Annotated in this window: 18 protein-coding genes and 1 pseudogene; 3 read left to right on the forward strand and 16 right to left on the reverse strand. The window is 41.0% G+C overall.

From position 1 onward, the window contains the following. Positions 1-130: 130 nt before the first annotated feature. From A9267_RS06175 to A9267_RS06195, 6 genes and pseudogenes are all read right to left on the reverse strand, one after another. Positions 131-3,409 (reverse strand): S41 family peptidase, encoded by a 3,279-nt coding sequence (locus tag A9267_RS06175; RefSeq protein WP_065108607.1) that lies wholly within the window; start codon positions 3,407-3,409, stop codon positions 131-133. A gap of 246 nt (positions 3,410-3,655) precedes the next feature. Beyond that, the gene (locus tag A9267_RS06180; protein WP_065108608.1) at positions 3,656-4,471 is read right to left on the reverse strand and encodes a hypothetical protein; all 816 of its coding nucleotides are present in this window, start codon (positions 4,469-4,471) and stop codon (positions 3,656-3,658) included. Continuing rightward, positions 4,464-5,027, reverse strand: a complete 564-nt coding sequence (locus tag A9267_RS06185; RefSeq protein ID WP_065108770.1) for a sigma-70 family RNA polymerase sigma factor — start codon at positions 5,025-5,027, stop codon at positions 4,464-4,466. The genes A9267_RS06180 and A9267_RS06185 overlap by 8 nt, the downstream gene beginning before the upstream one ends. A 188-nt stretch (positions 5,028-5,215) precedes the next feature. Further along, the gene (locus A9267_RS22260; RefSeq protein WP_443018787.1) at positions 5,216-5,968 is read right to left on the reverse strand and encodes a YfbK domain-containing protein; all 753 of its coding nucleotides are present in this window, start codon (positions 5,966-5,968) and stop codon (positions 5,216-5,218) included. Positions 5,969-5,983: 15 nt separating this feature from the next. Next, positions 5,984-6,493 (reverse strand): annotated as a pseudogene (locus A9267_RS22265) (VWA domain-containing protein); the annotation flags it as partial. A 114-nt stretch (positions 6,494-6,607) separates the two neighbouring features. Then, positions 6,608-7,453, reverse strand: a complete 846-nt coding sequence (locus A9267_RS06195; protein ID WP_065108610.1) for a hypothetical protein — start codon at positions 7,451-7,453, stop codon at positions 6,608-6,610. Between the two features lie 234 nt (positions 7,454-7,687). Here A9267_RS06195 and purE point away from each other — a divergent pair, with 234 nt between their 5' ends. Both purE and purK read left to right on the forward strand, forming a co-directional pair. Continuing rightward, the gene (gene purE / locus A9267_RS06200) at positions 7,688-8,179 is read left to right on the forward strand and encodes a 5-(carboxyamino)imidazole ribonucleotide mutase (protein ID WP_055025709.1); all 492 of its coding nucleotides are present in this window, start codon (positions 7,688-7,690) and stop codon (positions 8,177-8,179) included. A gap of 2 nt (positions 8,180-8,181) precedes the next feature. Then, positions 8,182-9,279, forward strand: a complete 1,098-nt coding sequence (purK, locus tag A9267_RS06205; RefSeq protein ID WP_055025710.1) for a 5-(carboxyamino)imidazole ribonucleotide synthase — start codon at positions 8,182-8,184, stop codon at positions 9,277-9,279. A gap of 76 nt (positions 9,280-9,355) precedes the next feature. On the opposite strand, the gene A9267_RS06210 is transcribed toward purK, so the two are convergent. The 6 genes from A9267_RS06210 to A9267_RS06235 form a co-directional block, all read right to left on the reverse strand. Continuing rightward, the gene (locus A9267_RS06210) at positions 9,356-10,537 is read right to left on the reverse strand and encodes a methyl-accepting chemotaxis protein (protein ID WP_065108611.1); all 1,182 of its coding nucleotides are present in this window, start codon (positions 10,535-10,537) and stop codon (positions 9,356-9,358) included. 228 nt (positions 10,538-10,765) lie between these two features. Next, positions 10,766-11,383, reverse strand: coding sequence for a transglycosylase SLT domain-containing protein (locus A9267_RS06215; RefSeq protein WP_055025712.1), 618 nt, complete (start codon positions 11,381-11,383; stop codon positions 10,766-10,768). Between the two features lie 446 nt (positions 11,384-11,829). Beyond that, positions 11,830-12,258, reverse strand: coding sequence for a hypothetical protein (locus tag A9267_RS06220; protein WP_065108612.1), 429 nt, complete (start codon positions 12,256-12,258; stop codon positions 11,830-11,832). Further along, positions 12,255-13,847: a glutamate--cysteine ligase gene (gene gshA, locus A9267_RS06225; RefSeq protein WP_082972229.1), complete on the reverse strand. Its 1,593-nt coding sequence runs from the start codon at positions 13,845-13,847 to the stop codon at positions 12,255-12,257. Before gshA ends, A9267_RS06220 begins: the two co-directional genes overlap by 4 nt. A gap of 284 nt (positions 13,848-14,131) precedes the next feature. Beyond that, positions 14,132-16,963, reverse strand: coding sequence for a M16 family metallopeptidase (locus A9267_RS06230; protein ID WP_065108613.1), 2,832 nt, complete (start codon positions 16,961-16,963; stop codon positions 14,132-14,134). A 178-nt stretch (positions 16,964-17,141) separates the two neighbouring features. Beyond that, positions 17,142-17,564 (reverse strand): YqaA family protein, encoded by a 423-nt coding sequence (locus A9267_RS06235; RefSeq protein ID WP_065108614.1) that lies wholly within the window; start codon positions 17,562-17,564, stop codon positions 17,142-17,144. A gap of 361 nt (positions 17,565-17,925) precedes the next feature. Between A9267_RS06235 and A9267_RS06240 the strand changes: the two genes are divergently transcribed. Continuing rightward, positions 17,926-19,173: a dicarboxylate/amino acid:cation symporter gene (locus tag A9267_RS06240; protein WP_065108615.1), complete on the forward strand. Its 1,248-nt coding sequence runs from the start codon at positions 17,926-17,928 to the stop codon at positions 19,171-19,173. Between the two features lie 134 nt (positions 19,174-19,307). Here the strand turns inward: A9267_RS06240 and A9267_RS06245 are convergent, their stop codons facing one another. From A9267_RS06245 to A9267_RS06260, 4 genes are read right to left on the reverse strand one after another with little or no spacing between them, the layout of a single operon-like run. After that, on the reverse strand, positions 19,308-20,555 hold the full coding sequence (locus A9267_RS06245; RefSeq protein ID WP_055025717.1) for an alginate export family protein: 1,248 nt from the start codon (positions 20,553-20,555) through the stop codon (positions 19,308-19,310). 44 nt (positions 20,556-20,599) lie between these two features. Then, the gene (locus A9267_RS06250) at positions 20,600-21,442 is read right to left on the reverse strand and encodes an ABC transporter ATP-binding protein (RefSeq protein WP_055025718.1); all 843 of its coding nucleotides are present in this window, start codon (positions 21,440-21,442) and stop codon (positions 20,600-20,602) included. Between the two features lie 24 nt (positions 21,443-21,466). Beyond that, positions 21,467-22,456 carry an ABC transporter permease gene (locus tag A9267_RS06255; RefSeq protein ID WP_065108616.1) on the reverse strand — a complete coding sequence of 330 codons (990 nt, stop codon included), beginning with the start codon at positions 22,454-22,456 and terminating at the stop codon, positions 21,467-21,469. Positions 22,457-22,485: 29 nt separating this feature from the next. Then, positions 22,486-23,850 (reverse strand): CmpA/NrtA family ABC transporter substrate-binding protein, encoded by a 1,365-nt coding sequence (locus A9267_RS06260; RefSeq protein WP_055025720.1) that lies wholly within the window; start codon positions 23,848-23,850, stop codon positions 22,486-22,488. Between the last annotated feature and the right edge of the window lie 112 nt (positions 23,851-23,962).

The following is a 23,962-nucleotide window of genomic DNA, read 5'->3' on the forward strand; positions in this document are numbered from 1 at the left end:
CTTTTTTAGTGTTTAGATGACTTATTAGTAGAGCCCTCGTCAGACGCATTTCAATTTATGCACCTAAAAACAATAACTTAAATCACCAAGCAACCGTTTCCTGTTCTGCTTGGTCACTTTTAAAACCAGTCTATGGTTTAGGTAAAATATCCTCTGCAGTGCCTTGTTGTGGAATAGGTTTAGCACGTAAAGGTAGGATCGGCGTTTGTTTTAGTTCCTCTTTAAGGTAACTAATGGCCTTTTCAAGCTGCGCATCAGCACCGGTAAACGTTGCATAAGGCAAGTTATCAACTTCAATATCAGGTGTAACACCGTAGCCTTCAACAATCCAACGACCATCCATTGCATATTGAGGATACTCAGCGACGCGTGCCATTCCATTATCAGTCACTCGATTACGCCCTGATAACCACACTCCAGCACCAGCAGTTTGCTTGCCAATAATAGGGGCTAAACCTAATGCTTTAATCCCTGCAGAAAAAGTTTCACCATCTGAGTACGTCATTTGATCTGCAAGCACCACTAAATGGCCTCTAAAGGTTTGTTGCATATTGGTATTTGCTGAACCATGGGTCGGCTGCCAAAATGCCCAAGCACGGCGAAGCAGTTTTTCAATTATCCAGCTATCAATGTTTCCGCCTCGGTTTCGACGAACGTCGATAATTAAGCCATCCTTATCGTAATTGGTGTAAAACTCGCGTGCGAAACTTTCGATATCACCCGACCCCATAGCATACAGGTGCAAATACCCCATTTTGCCATCACTGGCCTTAGCAACTTTTTGCGCATTGTTGTTAACCCAATCTAAGTAACGTAATTTAGCATCTGCGCCATTGCTATGAGGCACAACAATGGTTTTATGGCTATCTTTGCCACGCTTTAAATCAAGCAGTACCTGTTTTTCAGCTTGGTTTCGCAAGCTATGCGTTACATCCGCAACCGAGTCAATGGCTTTGCCATTAATGGCGACTATGATATCCCCTGGTTTAGCATCCACATTAATTCGCCCAAGGGGTGAAGCTTGAGAAGGCAACTCAGGATCATTCTGATAAATATGACCGATAATCACACCTTTATCCGTTTGTGATAATCGCGCCCCTAAACTAGCCGCAGTTGCAGTCTCATTTTTAGTGACATCACCACCACGAACTTGGGAATGCAATGAATCGAGTTCCCCCATCATTTGCTTAAATATGTCATTAAGCTCGTTACGATCGGTCAATCTTTTTAATAAAGGTTGGTATTTTTGTTTAATGGCAGCCCAATCTTTACCTCGCATGCCTTTATCGTAAAAAGAGTCTCGATGCATCAACCAAGCATCTTCAAAAATTTGCTGCCACTCTTGCATAGGTGAGATAGCCAGCTGCCATTGAGCGGTATCAACTTGAGTGTTTTTAAGTTCAGCAGGTAGCTTATCGCCTGCGGTAACAATATGCATTTCAGCAGGGTTAGACTGCTTAGTAATGAGTAATTTCTCGCCGTCAGCAGACACAGCATAACCACCGATATCAGCCCCAAACTCGCTAATTTCAGCAGAGAGATGATCAAATTTAATGAGCTTTAAACTGGTCTTATTGGCATGAGTGTCCAATAAATACAACTTATCTTTTAGCACAGTTAAATTAGCATAATTCCCTGATGCAACGGGTACTTGCCAAAGACGCTGAGTAATCCCTTTCCAGTCAACTCTGATTTTTTTAGTTGCGGTATTGGTCGCTTCTTCTTTATCTGCAATGGTACTTGCATTGAGTTCAGTCGGTTTTTCGAATGGAAATAACGCCTTCTCATTGAGTGCAATCGCAAACACTTGGGTGCGTTTATCAAAAATCGGCCCCATGTTTCTATCACCCCAAGGTGAACCTGGTGTTGCATCAAAGTGGCGATTAGATAAGAAATATAACCACTGCCCATCAGGGCTAAAACTAGGTGAAAATGACTCATATTTATCGCTAGTTAATGCTTGTGCTCTTTCATCTGATAAGGAGTACAACACCACCTGTGGACGCTGCTTACCAATTTCAGACTTAGTCACGGCGATAAGCTGACTGTTCGCAGACCAAACAATGTCCGCATATTCGCCTAACCCTTCCCCATTAACGATAATTTTTTTATTCTTGCCTTTTTTCAAGTCCAATAGCCACACGTTGCCGTCATAATCATCGTGAGCAATATAACGACCGTCTGGTGAAAGGTGTAAGCTGGTTCGTAACGATGAGCCATCTTTGGTTAATTGTTTCGCACCTTCGCTACCATCCGCTGGGAATTGCCAAATCTCTTGTTGACCTGAAGCATCACTGATGCCGTAAACCCATTTTCCGTCGACACTAAGAGCACCATTACGAACTCTAGCATCAGCAGGGGTTTTAACTTGAATCAGTCTACTGCCGTCATGGCTGGCAACGGCGACATGACTACGAGCTGTAATAACCGCTTTATTCCCCTTTGCAGCAAAAGCAACTGACGTGGCATATTGCATTGGATCTGCAATCCATTGCTCACGACGATGAGGAAAATCTGAAGTCAAACTAACATTGACGATGGACGAACTATTATTACTAATATCAAATACGTTAATGTCTGCGCCATGTTGAAACACTATACGTCCCTGATTTAATTGAGCGTCACGCACTTGCCACTCTGAAAATTGAGTATGCTGAGTCATGTCCTTGCCATCAACTGACATAGACCAAATGTTATCATTGCCAGATTGATCACTGACAAAGTACACGCGATTTTGCCACACCATAGGTTGTCTTACAGAACCCTGATGGAAGGCGGTAAGCTTTTGCGCTTCTTTTTTGCTACCCAGCTCATAGCGCCAGATTTCGCCTAATGCGCCACCTCGATAAACCTTGGCGTTATCTCCACTGGCTTGTAGACCAAATTGAGTGAAATAAACGTATTTACCTTGCGCATCAATCGCACCTTCAATGGCATCAGCTAGGGGAAGATCGGTTACGATTAATGACGACGGATTAACTGTTTTTAGCACCCAGTAATTTGCTGGACCATTGACATTGTCAGTGGCGTATAGAATCTCACCTGAAGCAGTCCAACCTTGCAGGCGAACCCGGCTATTCTCAAAGCTCACTCGTTTTGCAACACCGCCGGCCATTGGCATAACATACACTTCAGTTGCACCGTCATAATTAGCAGTAAAAGCCAACCACTGACCATCTTTTGAAATAGTCGCATCTAACTCTTCTGCTGCTTGAGTCGTCAATCTTGTCGCTGTAGTTTGGTTTAACTGACTGGTCCATAAGTCGCCTTCAGCGGTAAACACAATGGTTTGGTCGTGCAATGCTGGCGCACGATAGTACCCTTGGTTTTCACTACTGACCGCTTGAAAAGCGATTCCTGAAAGCCCAAGGGCCAGCATGCAAGCGGTAACGGATTGACGAAGTTTCATGATCAGAAAAGTCCTTGTAAATATTATTATTTTCAAGCACTCAAATTAGCAAAAAAAATGCAACTTATCAGTATCAAAATACGTTAATTAATGATTTATCCTCGATGAATTTGTAACCGAATACGTTAGTAAAAATACTCATCAGAGAATAAGGATTAACATGATTAAGTTAAGATAAAAAAAGGTAATAATATCAATTAAATATTATTACCTTTTTAATATTATGGCTTTGCGCTCACGGCGGCACTATTGAGTAGTCAACTGCCTTTTAAATTGCTGATACACTTCATGTTGTGGATGTTCTAATTCCACAATCCTCGGAAACCGCTGTTCAATCGTTTGTAGATATCGTTCAGCTTGTTGCCAATCTTTATCTTTAACTAATTGTGTTAATGTTTCCAAAGCTTGCTCGACTGAGTCATGTTGCATTAAAGGTTGTGACTGCATTTTATCTATCTTGCTAAAACCTTGTGCTTCAGACAGTTTCATTTGACTTCGAGCGATACCTGAAGCGTGTTCCGTACTTACTTTCGGTGCTGCTTGTTGTTGAGTTAATGCTTGTATGGCTTGGGTCTCTTGCTGTGCTTCAGCCATCGTTTCAACATTCTGCTCAATACTTTGCCCACTTCCCTGCTCAATACGTTGACTTGAACTTGCAGGTTCATCAGCAAAAGTATTGGGCTCTGCACGCATCATAGCTGGCGAAGGTGAAGTTTGATTAACCTCTGTCGCCATTGGAATCGCCTCTTCAATATCTGTCACAGCATGTTGATTAAACTCAGGATTGAGTAACATAACCGATGCTATGATCATCACTGATGCAGCACTTGATAATGGCAATTTATGCTTATGCCAAAAACTCACCTTAATCACATTGGAGTTGGAATTCTGCTGCGTTTTCTGTGTCGAACGCATTTTTGACTGAGCCAAAATTGCAGCATCAATCGCCGCAGAAGGCCGCTCTAAATTTTGTAGCTTATACAAAGCAGAAATGTCTTGCTGCAACGCCGCAAAAGCTTCGTCAGTCATAGGTTCAGAGTCATTATTATCATGCTTACTCATGAGTCATTCCCTCCCACTTATTGGCGACACATTGTTTGATACTTTGATACGCATAGCGAATACGGCTTTTAGTGGCTTCAACAGTAACATTAGCAATATCACTGATGGCGTTAGCTGTTAAGCCTAACTCGATGTTCAACAGAAATGCTTCTTTTTGCACCGCTGGTAATTTAGCTACGCAGGCTTTAAGTAATTGCGCTTGATGCTGTTGCTCTAAAACTTCATCTGGTCGCCCATTGAATTGTTGATTTCCAATGCTGGCATCAAACTCATCCATGCCCTGCTCACCTAATTCATCAAGCTTATCTAATGGTTTTACAGCACGGACATGATCGATTAATAAATTATGTGCAATACGGTATAACCAAGTAGTAAATTTAGCAGTAACTTGGTAATTATCAGCGGCATTAATCACTTTGCCCCAAGTATCTTGATATAAATCTTCTGCTAAGGTGTTATCGCTTATTTGGCGTACAAAGTAGCGATAAAGCGGCCCTTTATGTTTACTGTAAAGCGCTTCAAAAGCGTGAGCATCACCTTGCTGATAGTCCAACATTAATTGTTCATCGGATCTATCAACAGCTCTATTAGCTTGCTGATTTATTTCGTTATCTGTCACCACTGACTACCTTGGTTATAGGCTATTTTCGCATTAAACCAGTTTGCCCAGCGACGTAGGTAATGTCCACTTATTCACTGCATTGAGTCATAAAAAACCTCATTCAATCTTCAGTTAACTTGAAATTAATGATTTTGATTCTTTGTTTGCTTACCCTCTAATAACTCACCCTGTTTTGGTAGTAAAATGGGCTTCGGCATTGGATAAGGCGTGACCTGATTGCGAGGACGATATTGTTTACCTTGTTGCGACTTAGTTAGCTCATAAACCGACTTAACAAGCGCTAAAAACTCAATTTTATCGGTTGATGCGTTATCGCCCACAATTTGATTTAGTTCATTCACCGACTGGTTAGCAATATGCACTAATTCGTCATAATTAAACTGATGCACATAATGATTGTGATTAATAAGCTGACCCAGTCCAGCCACCGCAGCCGCAAATCGAAACTCAGGGCTAGCTTGTTCAAAGAACTTATGTTGCTGCGATATATCAATCGCGTATTCAGGTATTAACTGCTGTTTAGCTTTGGCTCTGGAATCCAAAATGACTAATTCGGCCATCGTTGTTGCGCTAAAACCTTGGTGAACACCACGATTACCAGCAGTATCACCCTCAATATTATTAACACCTACTGTCATGGTTTGCTCGTTATATCTAAGCTCATATAACGCAACAAACTGTTTAGCATCACTCAGTTTGATATGAGGTTGAACATGTTGTGCAGGCCCCTTTCTACTATTAACTCTGGTATTGGTTTCATAGCCAATTAAACGATACTCAGACACTAATCTAGGGTTAAACCTCACCAAAGTCTGTAGCCAATTAAAACCCAATTCGGCTTTTTCGCTGGCATTCGCGGTCAATTCAACATTCACAAGTAGTAGAAACGTGCTTTGATTGAATGGCGATGGCGCAAGTTCTGTGGTCACTTTATAGTTTTTTGACAACTCGCCGCTGTTAGCTAATGTGTTGTCGAATCGATAATCGAAATGGTTAACTAATTGATGGCTACTAACTGAGTTTCGTAAAGGTAACTGGCCTTGAGCTATCAAGGATTGTAGCGCATCGTAATCAGTATCATTAAAGGAAAGTCGGTATTGCGACAGCGGCGTTTCCCCTGTCACCATATTGCCACCATGACCATCAATGCTCAGCTGCCCTTGATAAACCCCAGGTTTAACGGGCGGCATTGTCGGTTTTTTAGGAAGAATGATCGGATCAATTGGCTCTGCTTGAACGACATTAGGTCTGTTCGTGACCTCAGCTCGCACATGTAGAGTAAGATTAATTAACAACACCAATAGTAATGTCAGACCAACTAAAATAGACGGCCATAAACGCCCTTTATTGAAGTAATAGCCCTCCAATTTTTGACGTGATAACTTCGATGATGTTCCCATTTTTAGCCCCTTAACCGTTTTCACCTATAAGTAATAACGGATAACAAATCAAAAAGGGTTAAATTTTTTAAATAATATCAGTATTGCCACAACTCAAAAAAATAATAACGGTTATTACTGACTAAAAACACGTTCTAATTCAGGAATTAAAATGGCTTGTTCAGCCTCACCAAAAAAGTCAGCATGCATTTGAATAAAAGCTTCTTGAAAACTTTGTAGACCCATAATTCGGTCAATTTCAGCAATGACTTTTTTACCTTTTTCGCCTTGTGAACAAGCGATGTAGCCATAAATAGGCTGAGTCACATGGCGAATAGGAATAGATTGATAATCTAAACTCTGGTTATTGTCTCGTAAAAAGGCATCGACCACTTCACTGTACTCGATAATCCCCTTTACTCGCTCTGCTTTAAGCATTTTAATTAAACTGTTTGAAGAGCCCATCCCGCCACGAATATAGTATTGATGTGGGTTTCTTTTTATTTTCTCATCAATAAAGTCGCCATAAGCTCTATCTTTGACGACCCCAAGTTGACCATGTGTATCTGCAGGAAAATTCGCTAAATCAAACTCTTTGGGAAAGAGTTCCCGATGATGACTCATTACGATTAATCTAAGTGGAGGGTAAACACTGATAGGATATTTGGAAAAATGAGCGACACTTTCACGTTCTGCGGTTTTTATTTTATTAAACATGCAACTATTTTGCTGTTTAGATAATTCTAACCAACCACGAGTCATGCTGACTTGCTCTTGGTCAAATGAAAGCTGCTCATCACTAAACTCTGTTAATAATGCAATTGCTTCCATCTCTTCATTACCAGAAATAGACACTATCGTTTCATCAACTTCCGTTAACATAACGGCATGAGTTGCAGCTATAAGCTGCTGATTGAATGTAGTAAAAAAAAATACAGTGCAAAAAACTAGTCCCTTAGTCTTTAACCTTTCGAATGCCATAAAGTACCCTCGAGTTCAAAGCCTATGTCATTAACAGTAGAGTACCCTGTTAGCATTCGCAATCAGAAACTGAGTTTCAGCCGCAGAAAACACTGAAATGCAGCGAAAATAAAGCCAGCATGCTATTATCTAGCCCCTTTTTTATCGTCATGATTTTCATGGTGATAAGCCCTGTACCCTACGCAGGGAAAAGTAAGAAATAACCTAATAATATAAGTGTGTTAAGGAGTTATCATGCAAGCCCTTGTTGCCGTAGTAATGGGATCTAAGAGTGATTGGCCCACCATGGAAGCCGCCGCAGAAATAATGGATAAGCTTCAGGTGCCATATCATGTTGAAGTTGTCTCAGCGCACCGTACTCCTGACAAACTAATGGACTTTGCAAGCACTGCTGCCGATAAAGGTTATAAAGTGATTATTGGTGGCGCCGGTGGTGCTGCTCACTTACCTGGTATGATCGCTTCAAAAACCCGTTTACCCGTTCTTGGCGTGCCAGTACAAAGTAAGGCGCTTTCAGGAATGGATAGCTTACTGTCAATCGTTCAAATGCCTAAAGGTATTGCAGTGGGTACCTTGGCAATCGGCACAGCGGGTGCATTTAATGCTGGCTTACTTGCAAGTCAAATCCTTGCTGTAACGGACGCTGAACTCGCTGCTCGTCTTGATGCATTTAGAGATGATCAAACTAACACCATTCTTGAAAACCCAGATCCGAGGGAAGCTTAATAATGGCTCAGCAAAACCCTAAACAACATAATGTCTGGGTACTTGGCGATGGCCAACTCGGCGCCATGCTTTCCCATGCTGGTCAACCTTTAGCAATCAATGTCCAACCTGTGGACATCATGACGCCATCTAATGAGCGTTTACCGCTGAAAGATACTGATATTATCACTGCAGAGCGTGAGCAATGGCCAGAGTCATCCCTAAGCCTGCAATTAAGCGAACATCAGCATTTTATTAATGGCCCCGTTTTTGGGCGTTTGGCTGACCGCTTTACCCAAAAAAGCTTATTGGATGAACTATCGGTTCCGACATCGCCTTGGGAATTAGTTGATGACAATACTGATACCTCAAACTTGCATCAGCAATATGGTGATCGAGTATTACTTAAACGCCGCACTGGCGGTTATGACGGCAAAGGTCAGCATTGGTTAAAGCAAGCTGAAGGAACAGAAATACCCGCTGATTGGCGCAATGAAGCCATTGCAGAACAAGCAATCAATTTTGATGAAGAAGTATCAATTATTGGTGTAAGAACCCAAAGTGGTGAATGTGTTTTTTACCCATTAACCCTTAACTTACATCAAGATGGTATTTTAATGGCTTCTATATCGCCATTAAGCCGATTAGACCACCTTCAACCACAAGCTGAAGCAATGTTAACCAGCGTCATGGATGCCCTCGATTACGTGGGAGTTATGGCGATGGAATGCTTCCGTGTCGGTGATGAACTACTGGTGAATGAGTTAGCACCACGAGTGCACAACTCAGGGCACTGGACACAGTCAGGCTGCCACATCAATCAGTTTGAATTACACCTGCGTGCATTGTGTGATTTACCGATCCACACCCCACAAGTTAACTATCAATGTGTGATGGTTAACTTAATTGGTGTGGATAAAGACGACCGCTGGCTAAGCTTACCGAATGCAGAGCTATTCTGGTACAACAAAGAAGTCAGAGTGGGCCGTAAAGTGGGTCACCTCAATTTATCAGCACACAATAAAGCGATGGTTGACGACAGTATTGCACTATTACAGCAATGGATGCCTGAGCAGTACCAAGCCCCTCTTGCTTGGATATTGGCTGAATTCGAGCGTTAAATTGTAGTGAGTCATGTTCGCTATAAAGCAAAAAAGGAGCCTAAGGCTCCTTTTTTATTTGCTACCTTTAAGCATGTTAAATACACACTCGGGTTAGTACTTGTTCAAGGTTTTCAGAGCTTGCCTTTTGTTGTTGTGCTCTTAATGAAATCGCTTCGAGATTTAATTGCACCTCATGGCTTAAACGTGAAATTTCAATCGCACGATTATTAATGCTTCCCGTTGAAGTTTGCTGACCTTGAATACTGTAAGTCATATTGCCAGCAACACTGTCTAATTGTTCAAAGACGTGTCCTATATCGCTAAAGGCTTGGGTCACACGCTGACATTGTTGTAGGCTTTCTTGGGTGACACGCTGACTTTCTCCGATGGCACTGACCGCATTTCCAGCTTTAGCTTGAAGCTCTAGCACAATAGATTGAATTTCAACTGTCGATTCTTGTGTTCGGTGCGCTAAGGCTCGCACTTCATCTGCTACAACAGCAAAGCCACGCCCTTGCTCACCCGCTCTAGCAGCCTCAATTGCAGCATTTAAGGCTAACAAGTTAGTTTGCTCGGCAATACTTTTAATGACTTCTAAAACGTTTCCAATCTTCTGGCTATCACTGTTCAGCAAATCTAAATCAGACACCATGCTCTCAATGCCATTAGCAAAGGTCGTCATTGAGCTTTGGTTATTTTGTGCATCACTTGTTCCTGATGCTAATAGCTCTTTAACTTGAACTGATGTCGACTTAAGCTCTTCAGCATTAGTAAATAATTCGTCCGCAGTGTGAACAATCTCAGTTAAAGAAGCACTTATTTGTTCATTCTCTTGTGTGCTTTGACTCATTGATGACTCAGCAGCTCCCATTTGAGAAGCAAGTTCATATGATCCTGAGCGAACATCATTAGCATCGGCTCGAATCTCATCAATAACAGCTTTCAAATCTTCAATGAAATCGCTTAATCCATTACTGATATTAGCAATTTGGTCATCTCCATTATCCTTTAATGGCTTATCGGGCGCAGTATGGGTACTGACCACTAACGCTAAATAATGGCTCAATACATTTAAGCGTTTTTGTACTTGCTGCTGGTAAACATATAACAAGGCAAACAACTGCGCAGTGCCTAAGCAAACAAGCAATATGACCAATTGGAATGTGGAGATTTGATCAGGAAGAAACAGTGAAACAACAATGGCGAGCAAGACAAACGACATGACGGGTAATAATAACCTCGTCTGCAATTTATTATTATCATTATGAGTTTGCATATAGGGTTCCGAAAACGAATAAATTATTTTAAACCTAAGTGGTTACAATTTTTATTATTGATAAATCGTAAGATGTTAAATCCTGTGCAACATTAAAGAATTAACACAATATCTACAATTGTTATCGGACATTGTCGCTGAAAGTTTAGATTTATTATTGTCAGTATTTTTATACAAATGAAATAAAAAAGCCTCGCATTGGCGAGGCTTATGGTTCAAGGCGATGGATTACCCAAAGAATAAACGCCATAACCAAGAAGAATCTAAGTCTTCTTTACAAGTGTGATACTGTTGAGCATAGGTTTTTGAACGTGCATCGACGCGATTGGCGACAGGGCCTAGCCACGCTTTGGCTTTATAAGTTCCCCGTTTGTAACCGCCCCATCCTTCGTGATAATTCAAATATTGATTTTTTGCGTCCCACTTAGAAATACCATTGATTTTATTAGTTTTATAAATAAACCACCCCATAAAATCCATCGCATCATCAAAGTTACTTCGACTCGACCACGAATTACCTGTTTCACGCACGTAATCATCCCACGTCATCGTTTTTGCTTGAGCATAACCATAAGCATCACTGGCACGTCCAATTGGGATAAAACCAAGAAAGTATTCCATCGGCGGCGCAGCATTGTGCTTAAACGAGCTTTCTTGGTACATCATAGCGAGTGGAACATGCACTGGTACGCCCCATTTATCACGAGTATTGACAGCAGCTTTATACCAAGAGCGATTTTCTTGGAAAATAGAACACAGGTTGTCAGGCTCTTTTGGTGGAGGTGTGGCACAACCGGTAAGTTGTAATAATAAAATGGTGCCTAAAGCACGAAAAAACCACTTCATAAAAGCCCTTATAGCAAATGAAAACAACTGAATATGAAAATCCAAAGACGGTTAGATTCTCACATCAAAGTGACAGAGATGCAAACCGCTTTATCATAAAAAAGCTGACGATGTCGTTATGATAAAGCGACAAAATATCCCATGACTTAACTGACGATTAGACAGTGTCGCTTAGACGGTTATGGACTGTCACGGATTGATATCATCGCAATACATATAGGCTATTAACGATATTTTGAGGTCGCTAATTTTAAGAAGGCTAGTTTATGAGGCTAACTTTAAATCAGTTTGTTAAATGATTTTTCAGTGACTTTTTAAATAACTGCGTTGAAGAGATAAATGTAAAGCGATTAATTGAACACGAGGAGAATGAAAAATAGGTATGGGACGAAAAATGACTAAGCGTGATTCCTTGGTGTAATTATCGCTTGGGGAGCATTGAGTATTTACCCCATCTTATCGGTAAATACACATTCATAAGGCGCTTGCTTCCAAACCACTGGCTGCCAATAGTCGCTATTAAGCCCTGTATATGTTTTATCAACTTTAAGTTCAGCAGCTAAATGATAGCGCTGCTCACGTTCAACCACAATATCCAGCTTTTTGGTTTGTCTGGCTGCGAGTTTAACTTTCAAGTCTGGCGACTCTATTAGCTCAGCTAATGTAAACGTGTGCTTACCTGCTGTCAGTTTATAATAAGGACGCGAAATAACAGCTTGGCCATCAAGATGTGTGACAACCACCCGATATAGGTTATCAGCAGTCGGTGGCGTAATGTAACTCGCAACCGAACCACACATAAACTCATCATCTGATGAACTTGCACACCCTTGAAGCAGTGCAAGCATCATCAATAATAAGGCCGTTATCTTCATTGGTTAACGGCAACTGCTGGCTGCGCTAAATCAGCAAAATAATCCGCTAAAAACTCATCAAAGCTCACTGCGGGTTGTGCTTCAATGTCTTGCTGCACTTTTAGAGACTCTTGCGCTTCAGCTTCATATTCAGCCAAAGTATTGGCTGATAACGGATAATTAGACAGGTACTCATGGTACTGTTTTGCAAGTTGTTTAACCCACACACCATGATCAATACCTTGATTCACTACATCTTCAAGTACACGACCAGATAGTGTTTTACTTGGGTCGTTAATCGCTTCTTGCCACTGTGATAATGCTTGTTGGTACTGATTTCCCTCACCATCAAGTAAAACAGCAAGTCGTGACATTGGCTCAAAAATATCACTTAACCATTCAGTTAACTTAACGTGTTGGCCCTTTCTACTTAAGGTTAAGTCAGGTTTACGACCTTCAAGTACAACAGCTTTTAAGTTAGCGGCTATTTCAGCCTCTCCTTCAACATCTGTTTTCTCGGATGAAAGTAATAAACAATAAAGCAAGAACAAATCAAGGAACTTAACCTGAGTAGCATCAATACCAATAGGGCTGTATGGATTGACATCAAGGGCACGCACTTCGATATATTCTACACCTGCTCTAGCAAGCGCTTCAGATGGTTTTTCACCTGACTTAGCAACGCGTTTAGCCCGAATTGGCGAATAAAATTCATTTTCGATTTGTAAAACGTTGCTATTCAACTGGCGATATTCATTGCCAACCTTAACCCCGATTTTTGCAAAGCTTGCTGAAGGCATTCTAATTGCTTCGCCTACACCCGCTAGATACTCAGGTAGCGAGTTATAACTAATATCTAGCTGTTCCTGCTCTTTATTGGTGTAACCTAAATCACTCATACGCAATGACGTTGCGTAAGGTAAGTAAAGTGTCCCTTTACCTGTTTTCTTAAAATCAAAATCAACTGGCTGTTCTTTAATAAACGAACTACATAGTGCGGGTGAAGAGCCAAAGAAGTATGGCAATACCCATACCAAACGGCGATAGTTGCGGATCATGCCAAAGTAAGATTCTGAGATAAAATCTTGTCTAGAAAGCTGTTTATCACTTTTCTCATACAAAGCATCCCACAGTTTTTCTGACACTGAAAAATTAAAGTGAACCCCAGCAATAATCTGCATTAAAGGTCCATATCTATGAGTTAGCCCTTGACGATAAAGGGTTTTCATTTTGCCATTATTTGAACTGCCGTAACGGGCGATCGGAATATTTTTTTCATCGCCAACATAACAAGGCATGCTGACAGGCCAGAGTGTTTGGCCATTCATATTTTTAACACTGTAGGCATGAGTTTGAGTCAAGCCATCTAATAAAGTGTCAATATTAGAATTAACTGGAGTAATGAACTCTAAAAGAGACTCACTGTAATCTGTGGTAATACGAGAGTGAGTTAAGGCTGAACCTAACTTTTCTGGGTGACCGTCTTTTGCTAATTGACCAGAGTCATCGATTCTTAAAGCTTCACGTTCAATGCCCCTTAACATACCGAGCAGTGATTCACGACCTTGGTCGTTGGAAAGGTAATCGATTATTTCATTGAATGAGTTCAATTTGCTGTTCTCTTATTGTAACCCGAATTAATAACTCGAATTAATCACTCGAATTAGTCAGCCGCATCGGTTCATATTGCGACTTACAATCTGCTAGACCTGATATTAAACGATATTATTTCCAACAATGCATAATAAAATCTGCTTCATTGAATAAATTTACGTTCAATCGTCTTAAAATAAAAAACGGTAACATCATTATTGTCACCGTTATGTGGTCTTTCATCATATCAGACCCTATAAAACCTATATAGGGTCTATATTTTTAAAAACAATAGCGAAACCTATTTAATCTCTTTTATAGGATAGCCTAAAGCTTCAAGTTTAGGTGAAATCACCGTTTTATCGCCAACAATGACCATAATCATACTCGATAAATCTAACTGCGCTTTAGCTAACTTGTTAAGTTCATCTTTACTGATTGTCGCCACAATATCAGCCTGTTGCTCAGTAAAATCATCTGCCAATTGATAACGCTGTATCATGCGCATAAAGCCCGCTTTTTGATATGGGGTTTCATACTCAAGCGCTTTACCTTGAGAAATAGAACTGCGCATGAAAGCTAGCTCTTTATCCGTCATGCCTTGTGCTTGAAAACGTTTTATTTCATTCACAAATTCAGTCACAGACTCGGCCGTTACATCTGTTCGAACACTGGCAGTTGCTTCAAAACGACCGATAACATCATTACCATTAAAGCCAGTTCTTGCCCCGTAGGTATAGCCTTTATCTTCACGTAGATTCAGGTTTATACGACTATTAAATGCTCCACCTAATGGGTAATTCATTAAGAAAGATTTAAAATACTCCCCTGTCGCATCGTAAGGTAATGCTCGCTTACCGATCTTAATCACTGACTGAGCCGCACCGGGTTTATCAATAACGTAAATAGTGCCACCAGCAAGTGTTGGGAATGTTGGTAACGCTTCAGCTTTATTTGCACTGCCTTGCCATTTCTCCAATACCGAAAGTTCAGACATCACCTGTTGTTGAGGTAAATCAGACACTAACACCACCTGCGCATTACCTGCTTTATATTGGGTTTGATAGAACTGCTTTACGTCATCTAATGTCAACGCAGAAACTGTCGCTACACTGCCTGAGGCTTGTACGCTAAAGTGAGTATCTTCGCCAAAAAGTAATCCTGAAAATGCTCTACGAGCTAGATAGTTTGGATCTGATTCTTGGTGTTGTAACCCTTGTATTTCCTGTTGTTTTAGACGCTCAAAATCAGCCTCAACAAAACCTGGCGAAAATAACTTTTCTTGTAAAATTGCCAACGTTGGTGTCAGATTTTCAGTCAAACTCGATACTTGAATGTAGCTCTGAGTAGAGGTTGCTCCAAATGAAATACTACTGCCTAGCATTTCAAGTGCGCCTGCTAATTCTTCTGTTGTTCGTTTTTGACTCGACTCATTTAACATTGAAGCCGTTAAAGAGGCGACACCTGCTTTTTCAATTTCAGGTAACCGATTACCGCCATCAAGATAAATTAATAACTCTACCGTTGGGGTTTCATGGTTTTCTGTTCCCATGACCTCGATGCCATTTGCTAGTGATGCATTCCATAGCTTTGGTACTTTAAGCACGGGCGCAGCGCCTGCCTTCGGCATCACGGTGCGATCAAAGCTTGAAGTGATTTGACGAACATTCTCTGTTCCTGTTACCGCTACATCGGCCACTGATTGCGTTACCGGAGTGAAGTTATCCTCTTTAGCGATAAGCTGTTTAGCCCCTTCAGGAACCACACTCATTACGACCATTGGTTTATCTTTGATATAGGTTTTAAAAACCCGCATCACATCTTCTTTGGTAACACTGGCATAACGAGCTAAATCACTGGCGACCATATTAGGGTTATCAAAAAAGGTTTGATTGTAAGCCAGTGTAGAAACTTTGCCTTTCACACTTTGCATGCCGTAAATGGTATCGGCTTCAAATTGCACTTTTACTTTTTGTAGATCGTCATCGGTCACACCACGCTGCTCAAACTCGGCAATCGAGTCATTAATTTTTTGTTCTAATTTAGCAAGGTCGGTACCTGATGCAGGATTTGCCAACGCATATAGAGTCAAACGACACGATAACTCTTGGCAAGGATGACCGACTGATGCCTGCACAGCAAAGCCATCTTTAACCAGATTTTTGTATAACAGCGATGTTTTACCGCCGCCTAAAATATTGGCCAATAAATCTAATGCAGCTTCATCTTCATGACGGGCATAAACTGTCGGAAAACCCATATAAATCAGAGGTAGATGCACCTTATCTTCCATCGAAATATATCGGGTTTCATCGAGAGTAACAGGGGTTTTAGGATCAGCTTTAACTTCAGGGCCACGGGCTAACTCACCAAAGTACTTATTAACCATGGCAAGCGTTTGCATTTCATCAAAATCTCCACCAATAGTTAACGTAGCATTGTTAGGCCCATACCAACGTTTAAAGAAGTTACGAACATCATCAACCGTTGCACGTTCTAGATCTTCTGGCCAGCCAATCACAGGCCATGAGTAAGGGTGTCCCTCAGGAAACATGGCTTGATTAAAGCGTTCATTCAAACGGCCATATGGTTGGTTGTCGATACGTTGAGCACGTTCGTTTTTCACCGTTTCACGCTGAACTTCAAATTTTTCACTGGTCAATGCTGGCAACAAAAAGCCCATTCGGTCTGACTCTAGCCACAACATTTTTTCGAGCTGGTTACTTGGCACGGTTTCAAAGTAATTTGTTCTATCGGTATTAGTCGTTCCGTTAAGCGTACCGCCAGCTTCTGTGACGACTTTAAAGTGTTGCTCATCTCCAACATGCTGGGAGCCCTGGAACATCATGTGTTCGAATAAATGAGCAAAACCACTGCGGCCTTCTACTTCACGAGCAGACCCCACATGGTAAGTAACATCAACATGAACAAGAGGATCTGAATTGTCCTGATGCAAAATAACTGTCAGTCCATTCTCTAACAAATATTTTTTATAAGGGATACTCACCGCGTCAGATACACCAACGGTTTCGACTAAAGTCACGCCTTGAGGCAAACTGGAGGACGTTTTTACGTCATGTGCGCAGCCACTTATGGCAATAGAGATCGCCGCTGCTAAGATCCATTTCTTCACTTAAACTTCCTTTAAAAAATTAATAGCATAATAGTATGGGCTTACGACCCTGCTTTATTCAGATAGTTTCCAATAGTAGTGGAAATTGCGCTATGGCTTGCAAAAATACAAACTAAAGTGATTGAAAGTTATATATTAATATTCAATATGATGGATACCCTACCTCGTAGGGTCATTATTACCACGCCAACATAAATGCTGCCACAATTAAAGAGTAACGAATCGTTTTACCGATGAGTATCATGATAGTCGATGGGACAATAGGTAACTTTAGCCATCCTGCGATTAAACATAAAATATCGCCGATTAATGGCAGCCAAGATAACAATAACGCCCAATAGCCATATTTTTCGATTAATTTTAGTCCATGTTGGTATTTTTTAGAGGCAAAGTCCTCTGGCGTCTTCGCAAAGCGGCCTAAATAGCCTAAATAATAACTGGTGATTGCCCCTAACGAATTACCAATACTGGCCACAACAAGCAATGCAAACCACGTTTGTGGGGCTTCATTCAATAAAGCGACAAGTAAAACTTCTGAGCCTCCTGGTAACAAAGTTGCTGCTAGAAAGGCCCCGCTAAACATTAACCATAACGCTGTCATTTACTTTACCTGATGATATTTATAGAGTTTTAATCACTTTGAAGTCACACCTTACCAAGGGTTAGCAAGTTGTTGAAATTTAAAGTACATTTAACAAGTCTCAAAAATGGTATAAGTTATATCAAAAACGGTTTGTCCCGTTATGATTGACTCAATACAATTCGAAAATTGCTCCACCGAGAACTGTAGATAAGCAATATTAAAATAAGCTGAACCTTAATGATGTGAACCATCGTATTGCTTACGCAGCGTAACTTCCGCAATGACTATTCAATAGCCTTTGTGTAATTGTGTTTGGTTATTGAAATAATAATCCCCTTGCTGAAAACAACGGCAAGTATAATAAATAGTTGGAAATTTAATGATTTTTCAAACCTTGAAACGTATTCCTTTTTGGCAAAAAGTCCTCGCAGGTTTTGCTTTTGGTATCATGGCGGGTGTTGCTTTAGGCGAAAGCGCCGTAATGCTGAAACCACTCGGTGACTTGTTTATCAGTGCCATTAAAATGTTGGTCGCACCCTTAGTTTTCTGCGCCATTGTCGTTAGTATTACTTCTTTAGGTTCTCAAGCAAACCTTAAACGTCTTAGCTTTAAGACCTTAGGCCTGTTTATGCTAACAGGCACGGCTGCATCATTCATAGGTCTTGCCATTGGTAGTTCTTTTGATATGGGCGGCAGTATTGAGCTGGCGACAACGGAAGTGAGAGACCGTGATATTCCAGGGTTTGCTCAAGTCTTATTAAATATGATCCCAGTTAATCCTTTTGCCTCATTAGCAGAAGGAAAAGTACTGCAAATTATCGTATTTGCTGCATTAGTGGGTATCGCTATTAATGCTGTTGGCGAAAAAGCTGCACCACTTAAAAATACCATTTCAGCTGGCGCAGAAGTCATGTTTGAACTCACTCGTATGGTATTAAAACTCACCCCAATAGGTGTATTTGGTTTAATGGCTTGGGTTGTGGGTGAGTACGGTTTATCAACCTTATTGCCATTAGGTAAGTTCATTATCGCAATTTATGTCGCAGCGCTCATCCACATCATTTTTGTCTATGGTGGCTTAATTAAGTTTGTCGCTAAACTGAGCCCGATACAATTTTTCCGCAAAGCCATGCCTGCACAGTTAGTCGCATTCAGTACTGCATCTAGCTTTGGTACATTACCAGCAAGTACTAAATGTACTGAATCAATGGGCGTATCTAAACGCTATAGTGCTTTTGTTTTACCTCTTGGCGCAACCATGAATATGGACGGTTGTGGCGGTATTTACCCTGCTATTGCGGCAATCTTCATTGCCCAAATTTATGGTATCCCATTAGAAATGAGCGATTACATGCTCATCGCTGTTACAGCAACAGTAGCGTCAGTTGGTACTGCAGGTGTACCTGGTAGTGCAATGGTTATGCTAACCGTTACCTTAGGTGTTGTTGGTTTACCGCTTGAAGGAATCGCATTTATTGCGGCAATTGACCGTGTAATTGACATGATCCGTACAGCAACGAACGTCACTGGCGATATGATGACAGCGGTTGTGGTTGGTAAAAGTGAAGGTCAATTTGATGAAGCGCAGTTTAAATCAAATGAAAAAGTCATTGAGCAAACAGCATAGTTAATGACGTAAATAAGGATTTGGTTAAAGATTCAGTTAATTTGCTACCAAACCTACAAAACGGCAGATGAATTGTTCATCTGCCGTTTTCATTTTATAGCCCAACCTATTTAAAAGTCGCGAATGACATTAGGCTAAAACTTTGCGTTAAACCATACCCACGCTTTGTCAGTATCCACTTTACCTGCTGCAACATCACCAGCTGAATAAGCCGCATATTTAACGCCAACGGTATAGTGGTCGTATAATGGCATACTAAAGACGGCGTTGATTTCTGAGCCTAAATCGTCCACCGCTGCACTTGATTCATCCGCATCAAACTCGTGATAAGCCACAGCCCATTTACCACCAATCACACTACCACCAATAGATGCATACAAGTCAGCCAAGCCTTCTTTAGGTGTTGTTAAGAATTGGTCGGTCCAACCATTAAAGCCATGTAGTGTTGCAAGTGGAGTCGAGAAACCATAATCGCCACCATCTGAACCTAACAACTCGTAGCCTACTTTGAAGGTAACCACTGAAAAACCAACGCCCCCCTCAAGACTCATATAATCTGCAGAATAAGATTGCCCTGCTGTATCTGAATCCTGAGTGGCATATTCCGCTGTATAAAGTAACTTAATATCACCAATATCAGCTTTACCGGTAAAGCGAAGACCATAAGTGTCTAGACCGTTTTCAATATTAGTATCTTCTTCTAATAGGTAGCCATAGGCGCTTAACGTACCAAAACCCGTTTTTAATTGAGCATTGATTAAATTATCTTTTGAATCAATATCTTTTGCTTCTGCAAAAATACGATTTCGCTGAGTAATATAACCATAATCAATTTGGAACATATCATTGAACTTATATTCAAGCATGACGCCATCAAACGTCTGTCTATCTTGACGCCAACCCACATGTCCCACAAAACGCTGATTATCAAAGGTGATCACTTGTCGACCCCCTTTCACACTAAAACCTTCGTATTGGTATTTTAAAAATAACTGATCAAGTTCTGTGGTTTCTGGATCGGCAATCACAGAATAATCAGGATTGTTTCCTAAAGTATCGTTATAGTCATCAACACCCGCTACGACACGTGAATCTTCGAACTCGACTAACGAACTAAAACCATAGTAATCAGCTGTGGCGTAAGTTAATCGGGTACGTAACGTAAAGGCATCTGCATCTTTTAATGCGTTATCTTGCTCTACCATTTCATAACGCAGATTCAAATCGACTTTCACTTTCCCTTCAGTCACAGCTTCTGCAATCGTCGTTGCTTCTGCAGCATGTACTTGGCCCATCAATGCCAAAGATGCTGGAGCAATGATGGTTAACGCTGATTTTGCTAACCTTTTATTGATAAAACTCGCAAGTTGATTCTTTCTCATCATATTTCCCTTGTTGTAATTAAATCTTGTCCATCAGAGTAATCTTAGCCAACATTAGCAGTTTCATCGTTACTAATTGATGAATTACTAATATTAATAGTCTCAACTTTTCGTTGCTTCTCGTATAAGAACTTCAATACTTCAGCACGTAGACGGTTATATTCTTTGTCTTCTGCCAGTGCTAACCGCTCTCTTGGTCTTGGTAAATTCACGTCTAAAATTTCACCAACCGTCGCTGCTGGGCCGTTGGTCATCATGACAATTTTATCGGATAGTAATACGGCTTCATCCACATCATGCGTAATCATAATAACGGTGTTATTCAGCTCGTTTTGAATTTCCATTAGCGAGTCCTGCATGTGCGCACGCGTTAGTGCATCTAATGCGCCAAACGGTTCATCCATTAACAAGACTTCGGGTTCCATTGCCAATGCTCTTGCAATACCGACTCGTTGCTTCATACCGCCTGAAATTTCGCTAGGAAGCTTATGCATTGCATGTTCCATATGTACCAGCTTTAAGTTGTATTCAATCCAGTCCTTAATTTCAGCTTTGGATTTTTTATTCTTAAATACTTGTTTAACTGCTAGCTCGACATTTTGATATGACGTCAGCCATGGCAGTAATGAGTGGTTTTGAAACACAACGGCTCGCTCAGGCCCAGGCTCAGTTACTTCTGCGCTGTTTAAAATCACTCCACCTTGTGTGGCTTGATAAAGACCCGCTACGATATTTAGTACAGTTGATTTACCACAGCCCGAATGACCAATGAGCGATACAAACTCACCTTTATTGATCTTCAGGTTCACTTCTTTAAGCGCTTTAAATGGACCATTAGGGGTAGGAAAATCCATATCGATATTACTGATATCTAAAAATACACTCATAATATTTACTCCTTGCGTCCCAAATTAACGGGCTTTGTCCCATGAGAACCAAGCTTGTAGTGCAAGCATTGCTCTATCTAGTAAGAAACCAATAAACCCAATCACAATAACGGCTGCCATAATGCGAGATAACGACTCTGAACTTCCGTTTTGGAACTCATCCCAAACAAATTTGCCAAGGCCTGGGTTTTGCGCCAACATCTCTGCTGCAATTAACACCATCCAAGCCACACCGAGTGATAAACGCATCCCCGTGAAAATTAACGGTATTGATGCTGGTAATACGATTTTCTGCACATGAGTAAAGGCTGATAACCTCAATACTCGACTGACATTTAATAAATCAGTATCAATAGATGCGACTCCGATTGAGGTGTTAATGATCATTGGCCACAAACTACATAAAGTGACTGTGAGTAACGAATTGATAAACGATTTCGATAACATAGGATCTGGAGAGACATAAAGTGCGCTCACCACCATAGTAACCAGTGGTAACCAAGCCAATGGCGAGACGGGTTTAAACAGCTGCACAATAGGGTTTATTGCCGCATTTAAATTTTTGCTCAGCCCCATCCAAATACCCAATGGAATTGCGATAATCGCGGCTAATAAAAAACCTGACATCACGGTAATCAAACTCGTACCAATCTGATCAACAAAGGTTTCTTTACCTGTATAAGCTCGTGTCTTTGGCACATAAGTTGGATCTTTTGCCACGCGGGCTTCATTACGCACTTTTTGACGCTCATAGAAAGCTGCCGCTTTTTCTCGTTCAGCCACATGTTCTTGGTAAAGCGAGTCGAACTGAGCTACAACAGCCACTGGCCCCGGAAACTTACCCAACGAAGTGTTGATGTTATTTGCGCTGATAGACCATAAGACTAAGAACACGGTTAAGCCAATAATGGGCAACAGTAACGTTTTACTCATTTGACCTAGTTTCGAAAGCAACACGTTGGCAGATGACTTATCCATAGGAAGCCTCTGGGTGATTTTTGCAATGGTTGACATAGCTCTATCCTCACTTCGATAGCTGTAAATTACAGCTTATCGCCTTGTTTTAAACCAATGCTGAACTTATTGATGTAAGCATTAGGCGCGCTCCCGTCATACACGATATCGTCAATAAAGTGCTGCTGAGGTTTTTTAAAGCCAGTTTCAGTTGCAAAGTCTGGGAAATGTTTTGCATCAATGGTTTTGTCATCAATTAAGGATTGAGCAGCTTTAGCATAGATATCTGGGCGATAAACTTTCGCAGCAACATCTTTGTACCAATCATCAGGTTTATCTTCAGAGATCTGCCCCCAGCGACGCATTTGCGTTAAATACCAAATCGCATCTGAGTAATATGGGTAAGTTGCGTTATAACGGAAGAACACATTGAAGTCTGGAACCGCTCGCTTATCGCCTTTTTCATATTCAAATGTGCCGGTCATACTATTAGCAATGACATCGTAATCAGCACCAACATAATTAGATTGCGATAAGATTTTTACAGCTGCTGGACGATTGGCATTGTTATTATCATCTAACCACTTAGCCGCCTTAATCAGGGCGCGAGTTAAACGAATCGTCGTGTTAGGGTATTTTTCAGCAAATTCAGCCGTGATCCCAAAAACCTTCTCTGGGTTGTCTTTCCAAATTTCATAGTCGGTAACAACCGGCACTCCAATGCCTTTAAATACGGCTTGCTGATTCCATGGTTCACCCACGCAGTATCCGTAAATAGTGCCAGCTTCAAGCGTTGATGGCATTTGTGGCGGAGGGGTTACAGAAAGAAATGCTTGCGCATCTAATTGACCCGAAGTGTCACCTTTATGAGGCGCATAGTATCCTGGGTGAATACCGCCAGCAGCTAACCAATAACGTAGTTCGTAGTTATGGGTTGATACAGGAAATACCATGCCCATTTTGAACGGTTTACCAGCTTCAGTGTATTCCTCGACAACAGGTTTCAGCGCATCAGCTTTAATTGGATGAACAGGTTTGCCATCGCTATTTTTAGCGATGTTAGGTTTCATTTTTTTCCAAATATCATTGGATACCGTAATGGCATTACCGTTTAAATCCATCGAAAAAGGCGTAATAATATGCGCTTTAGTACCATAACCAATAGTGGCAGCTATTGGCTGCCCTGCCAGCATATGCGCGCCATCTAAGCGACCATCAATAACACCGTCTAATAACACCTTCCAGTTAGCTTGGGCTTCAATCGTGACGTATAGGCCTTCTTCTTCAAAGTAACCATTCTCGTAAGCGATAGCGATAGGCGCCATATCAGTTAATTTGATAAAACCAAAAGTCAGTTCTTCCTTTTCTGGAAATCCGACCTCAGCCATGGCTGGCAATACGGCAGAAAAAGACATCACCAGTAATGTCTGTTTAAGTGCTTTTTTCCAATTCATCTTTAAATCCTTGTTAAGTGTTAAATAGGTAAAACAAAAAAGGCGCTAACTACCCCCTAAGGAATAATCAAGCGCCTTTGCTTAAATTAATTTACGACTAGAAAATGATTAA

This window comes from Shewanella sp. UCD-FRSSP16_17 (genome assembly GCF_001675935.1).
Lineage (GTDB): Bacteria > Pseudomonadota > Gammaproteobacteria > Enterobacterales > Shewanellaceae > Shewanella > Shewanella japonica.

Bases quoted from the DNA above. Each gene is read 5' to 3' on its own strand.
- A9267_RS06175 (WP_065108607.1), bottom strand. From the start codon at position 3,409: ATGAAACTTCGTCAATCCGTTACCGCTTGCATGCTGGCCCTTGGGCTT.
- A9267_RS06180 (WP_065108608.1), bottom strand. From the start codon at position 4,471: ATGAGTAAGCATGATAATAATGACTCTGAACCTATGACTGACGAAGCT.
- A9267_RS06185 (WP_065108770.1), bottom strand. From the start codon at position 5,027: ATGTTGGACTATCAGCAAGGTGATGCTCACGCTTTTGAAGCGCTTTAC.
- A9267_RS06195 (WP_065108610.1), bottom strand. From the start codon at position 7,453: ATGGCATTCGAAAGGTTAAAGACTAAGGGACTAGTTTTTTGCACTGTA.
- purE (WP_055025709.1), top strand. From the start codon at position 7,688: ATGCAAGCCCTTGTTGCCGTAGTAATGGGATCTAAGAGTGATTGGCCC.
- purK (WP_055025710.1), top strand. From the start codon at position 8,182: ATGGCTCAGCAAAACCCTAAACAACATAATGTCTGGGTACTTGGCGAT.
- A9267_RS06210 (WP_065108611.1), bottom strand. From the start codon at position 10,537: ATGCAAACTCATAATGATAATAATAAATTGCAGACGAGGTTATTATTA.
- A9267_RS06215 (WP_055025712.1), bottom strand. From the start codon at position 11,383: ATGAAGTGGTTTTTTCGTGCTTTAGGCACCATTTTATTATTACAACTT.
- A9267_RS06220 (WP_065108612.1), bottom strand. From the start codon at position 12,258: ATGAAGATAACGGCCTTATTATTGATGATGCTTGCACTGCTTCAAGGG.
- A9267_RS06235 (WP_065108614.1), bottom strand. From the start codon at position 17,564: ATGACAGCGTTATGGTTAATGTTTAGCGGGGCCTTTCTAGCAGCAACT.
- A9267_RS06240 (WP_065108615.1), top strand. From the start codon at position 17,926: ATGATTTTTCAAACCTTGAAACGTATTCCTTTTTGGCAAAAAGTCCTC.
- A9267_RS06245 (WP_055025717.1), bottom strand. From the start codon at position 20,555: ATGAGAAAGAATCAACTTGCGAGTTTTATCAATAAAAGGTTAGCAAAA.
- A9267_RS06250 (WP_055025718.1), bottom strand. From the start codon at position 21,442: ATGAGTGTATTTTTAGATATCAGTAATATCGATATGGATTTTCCTACC.
- A9267_RS06255 (WP_065108616.1), bottom strand. From the start codon at position 22,456: ATGTCAACCATTGCAAAAATCACCCAGAGGCTTCCTATGGATAAGTCA.
- A9267_RS06260 (WP_055025720.1), bottom strand. From the start codon at position 23,850: ATGAATTGGAAAAAAGCACTTAAACAGACATTACTGGTGATGTCTTTT.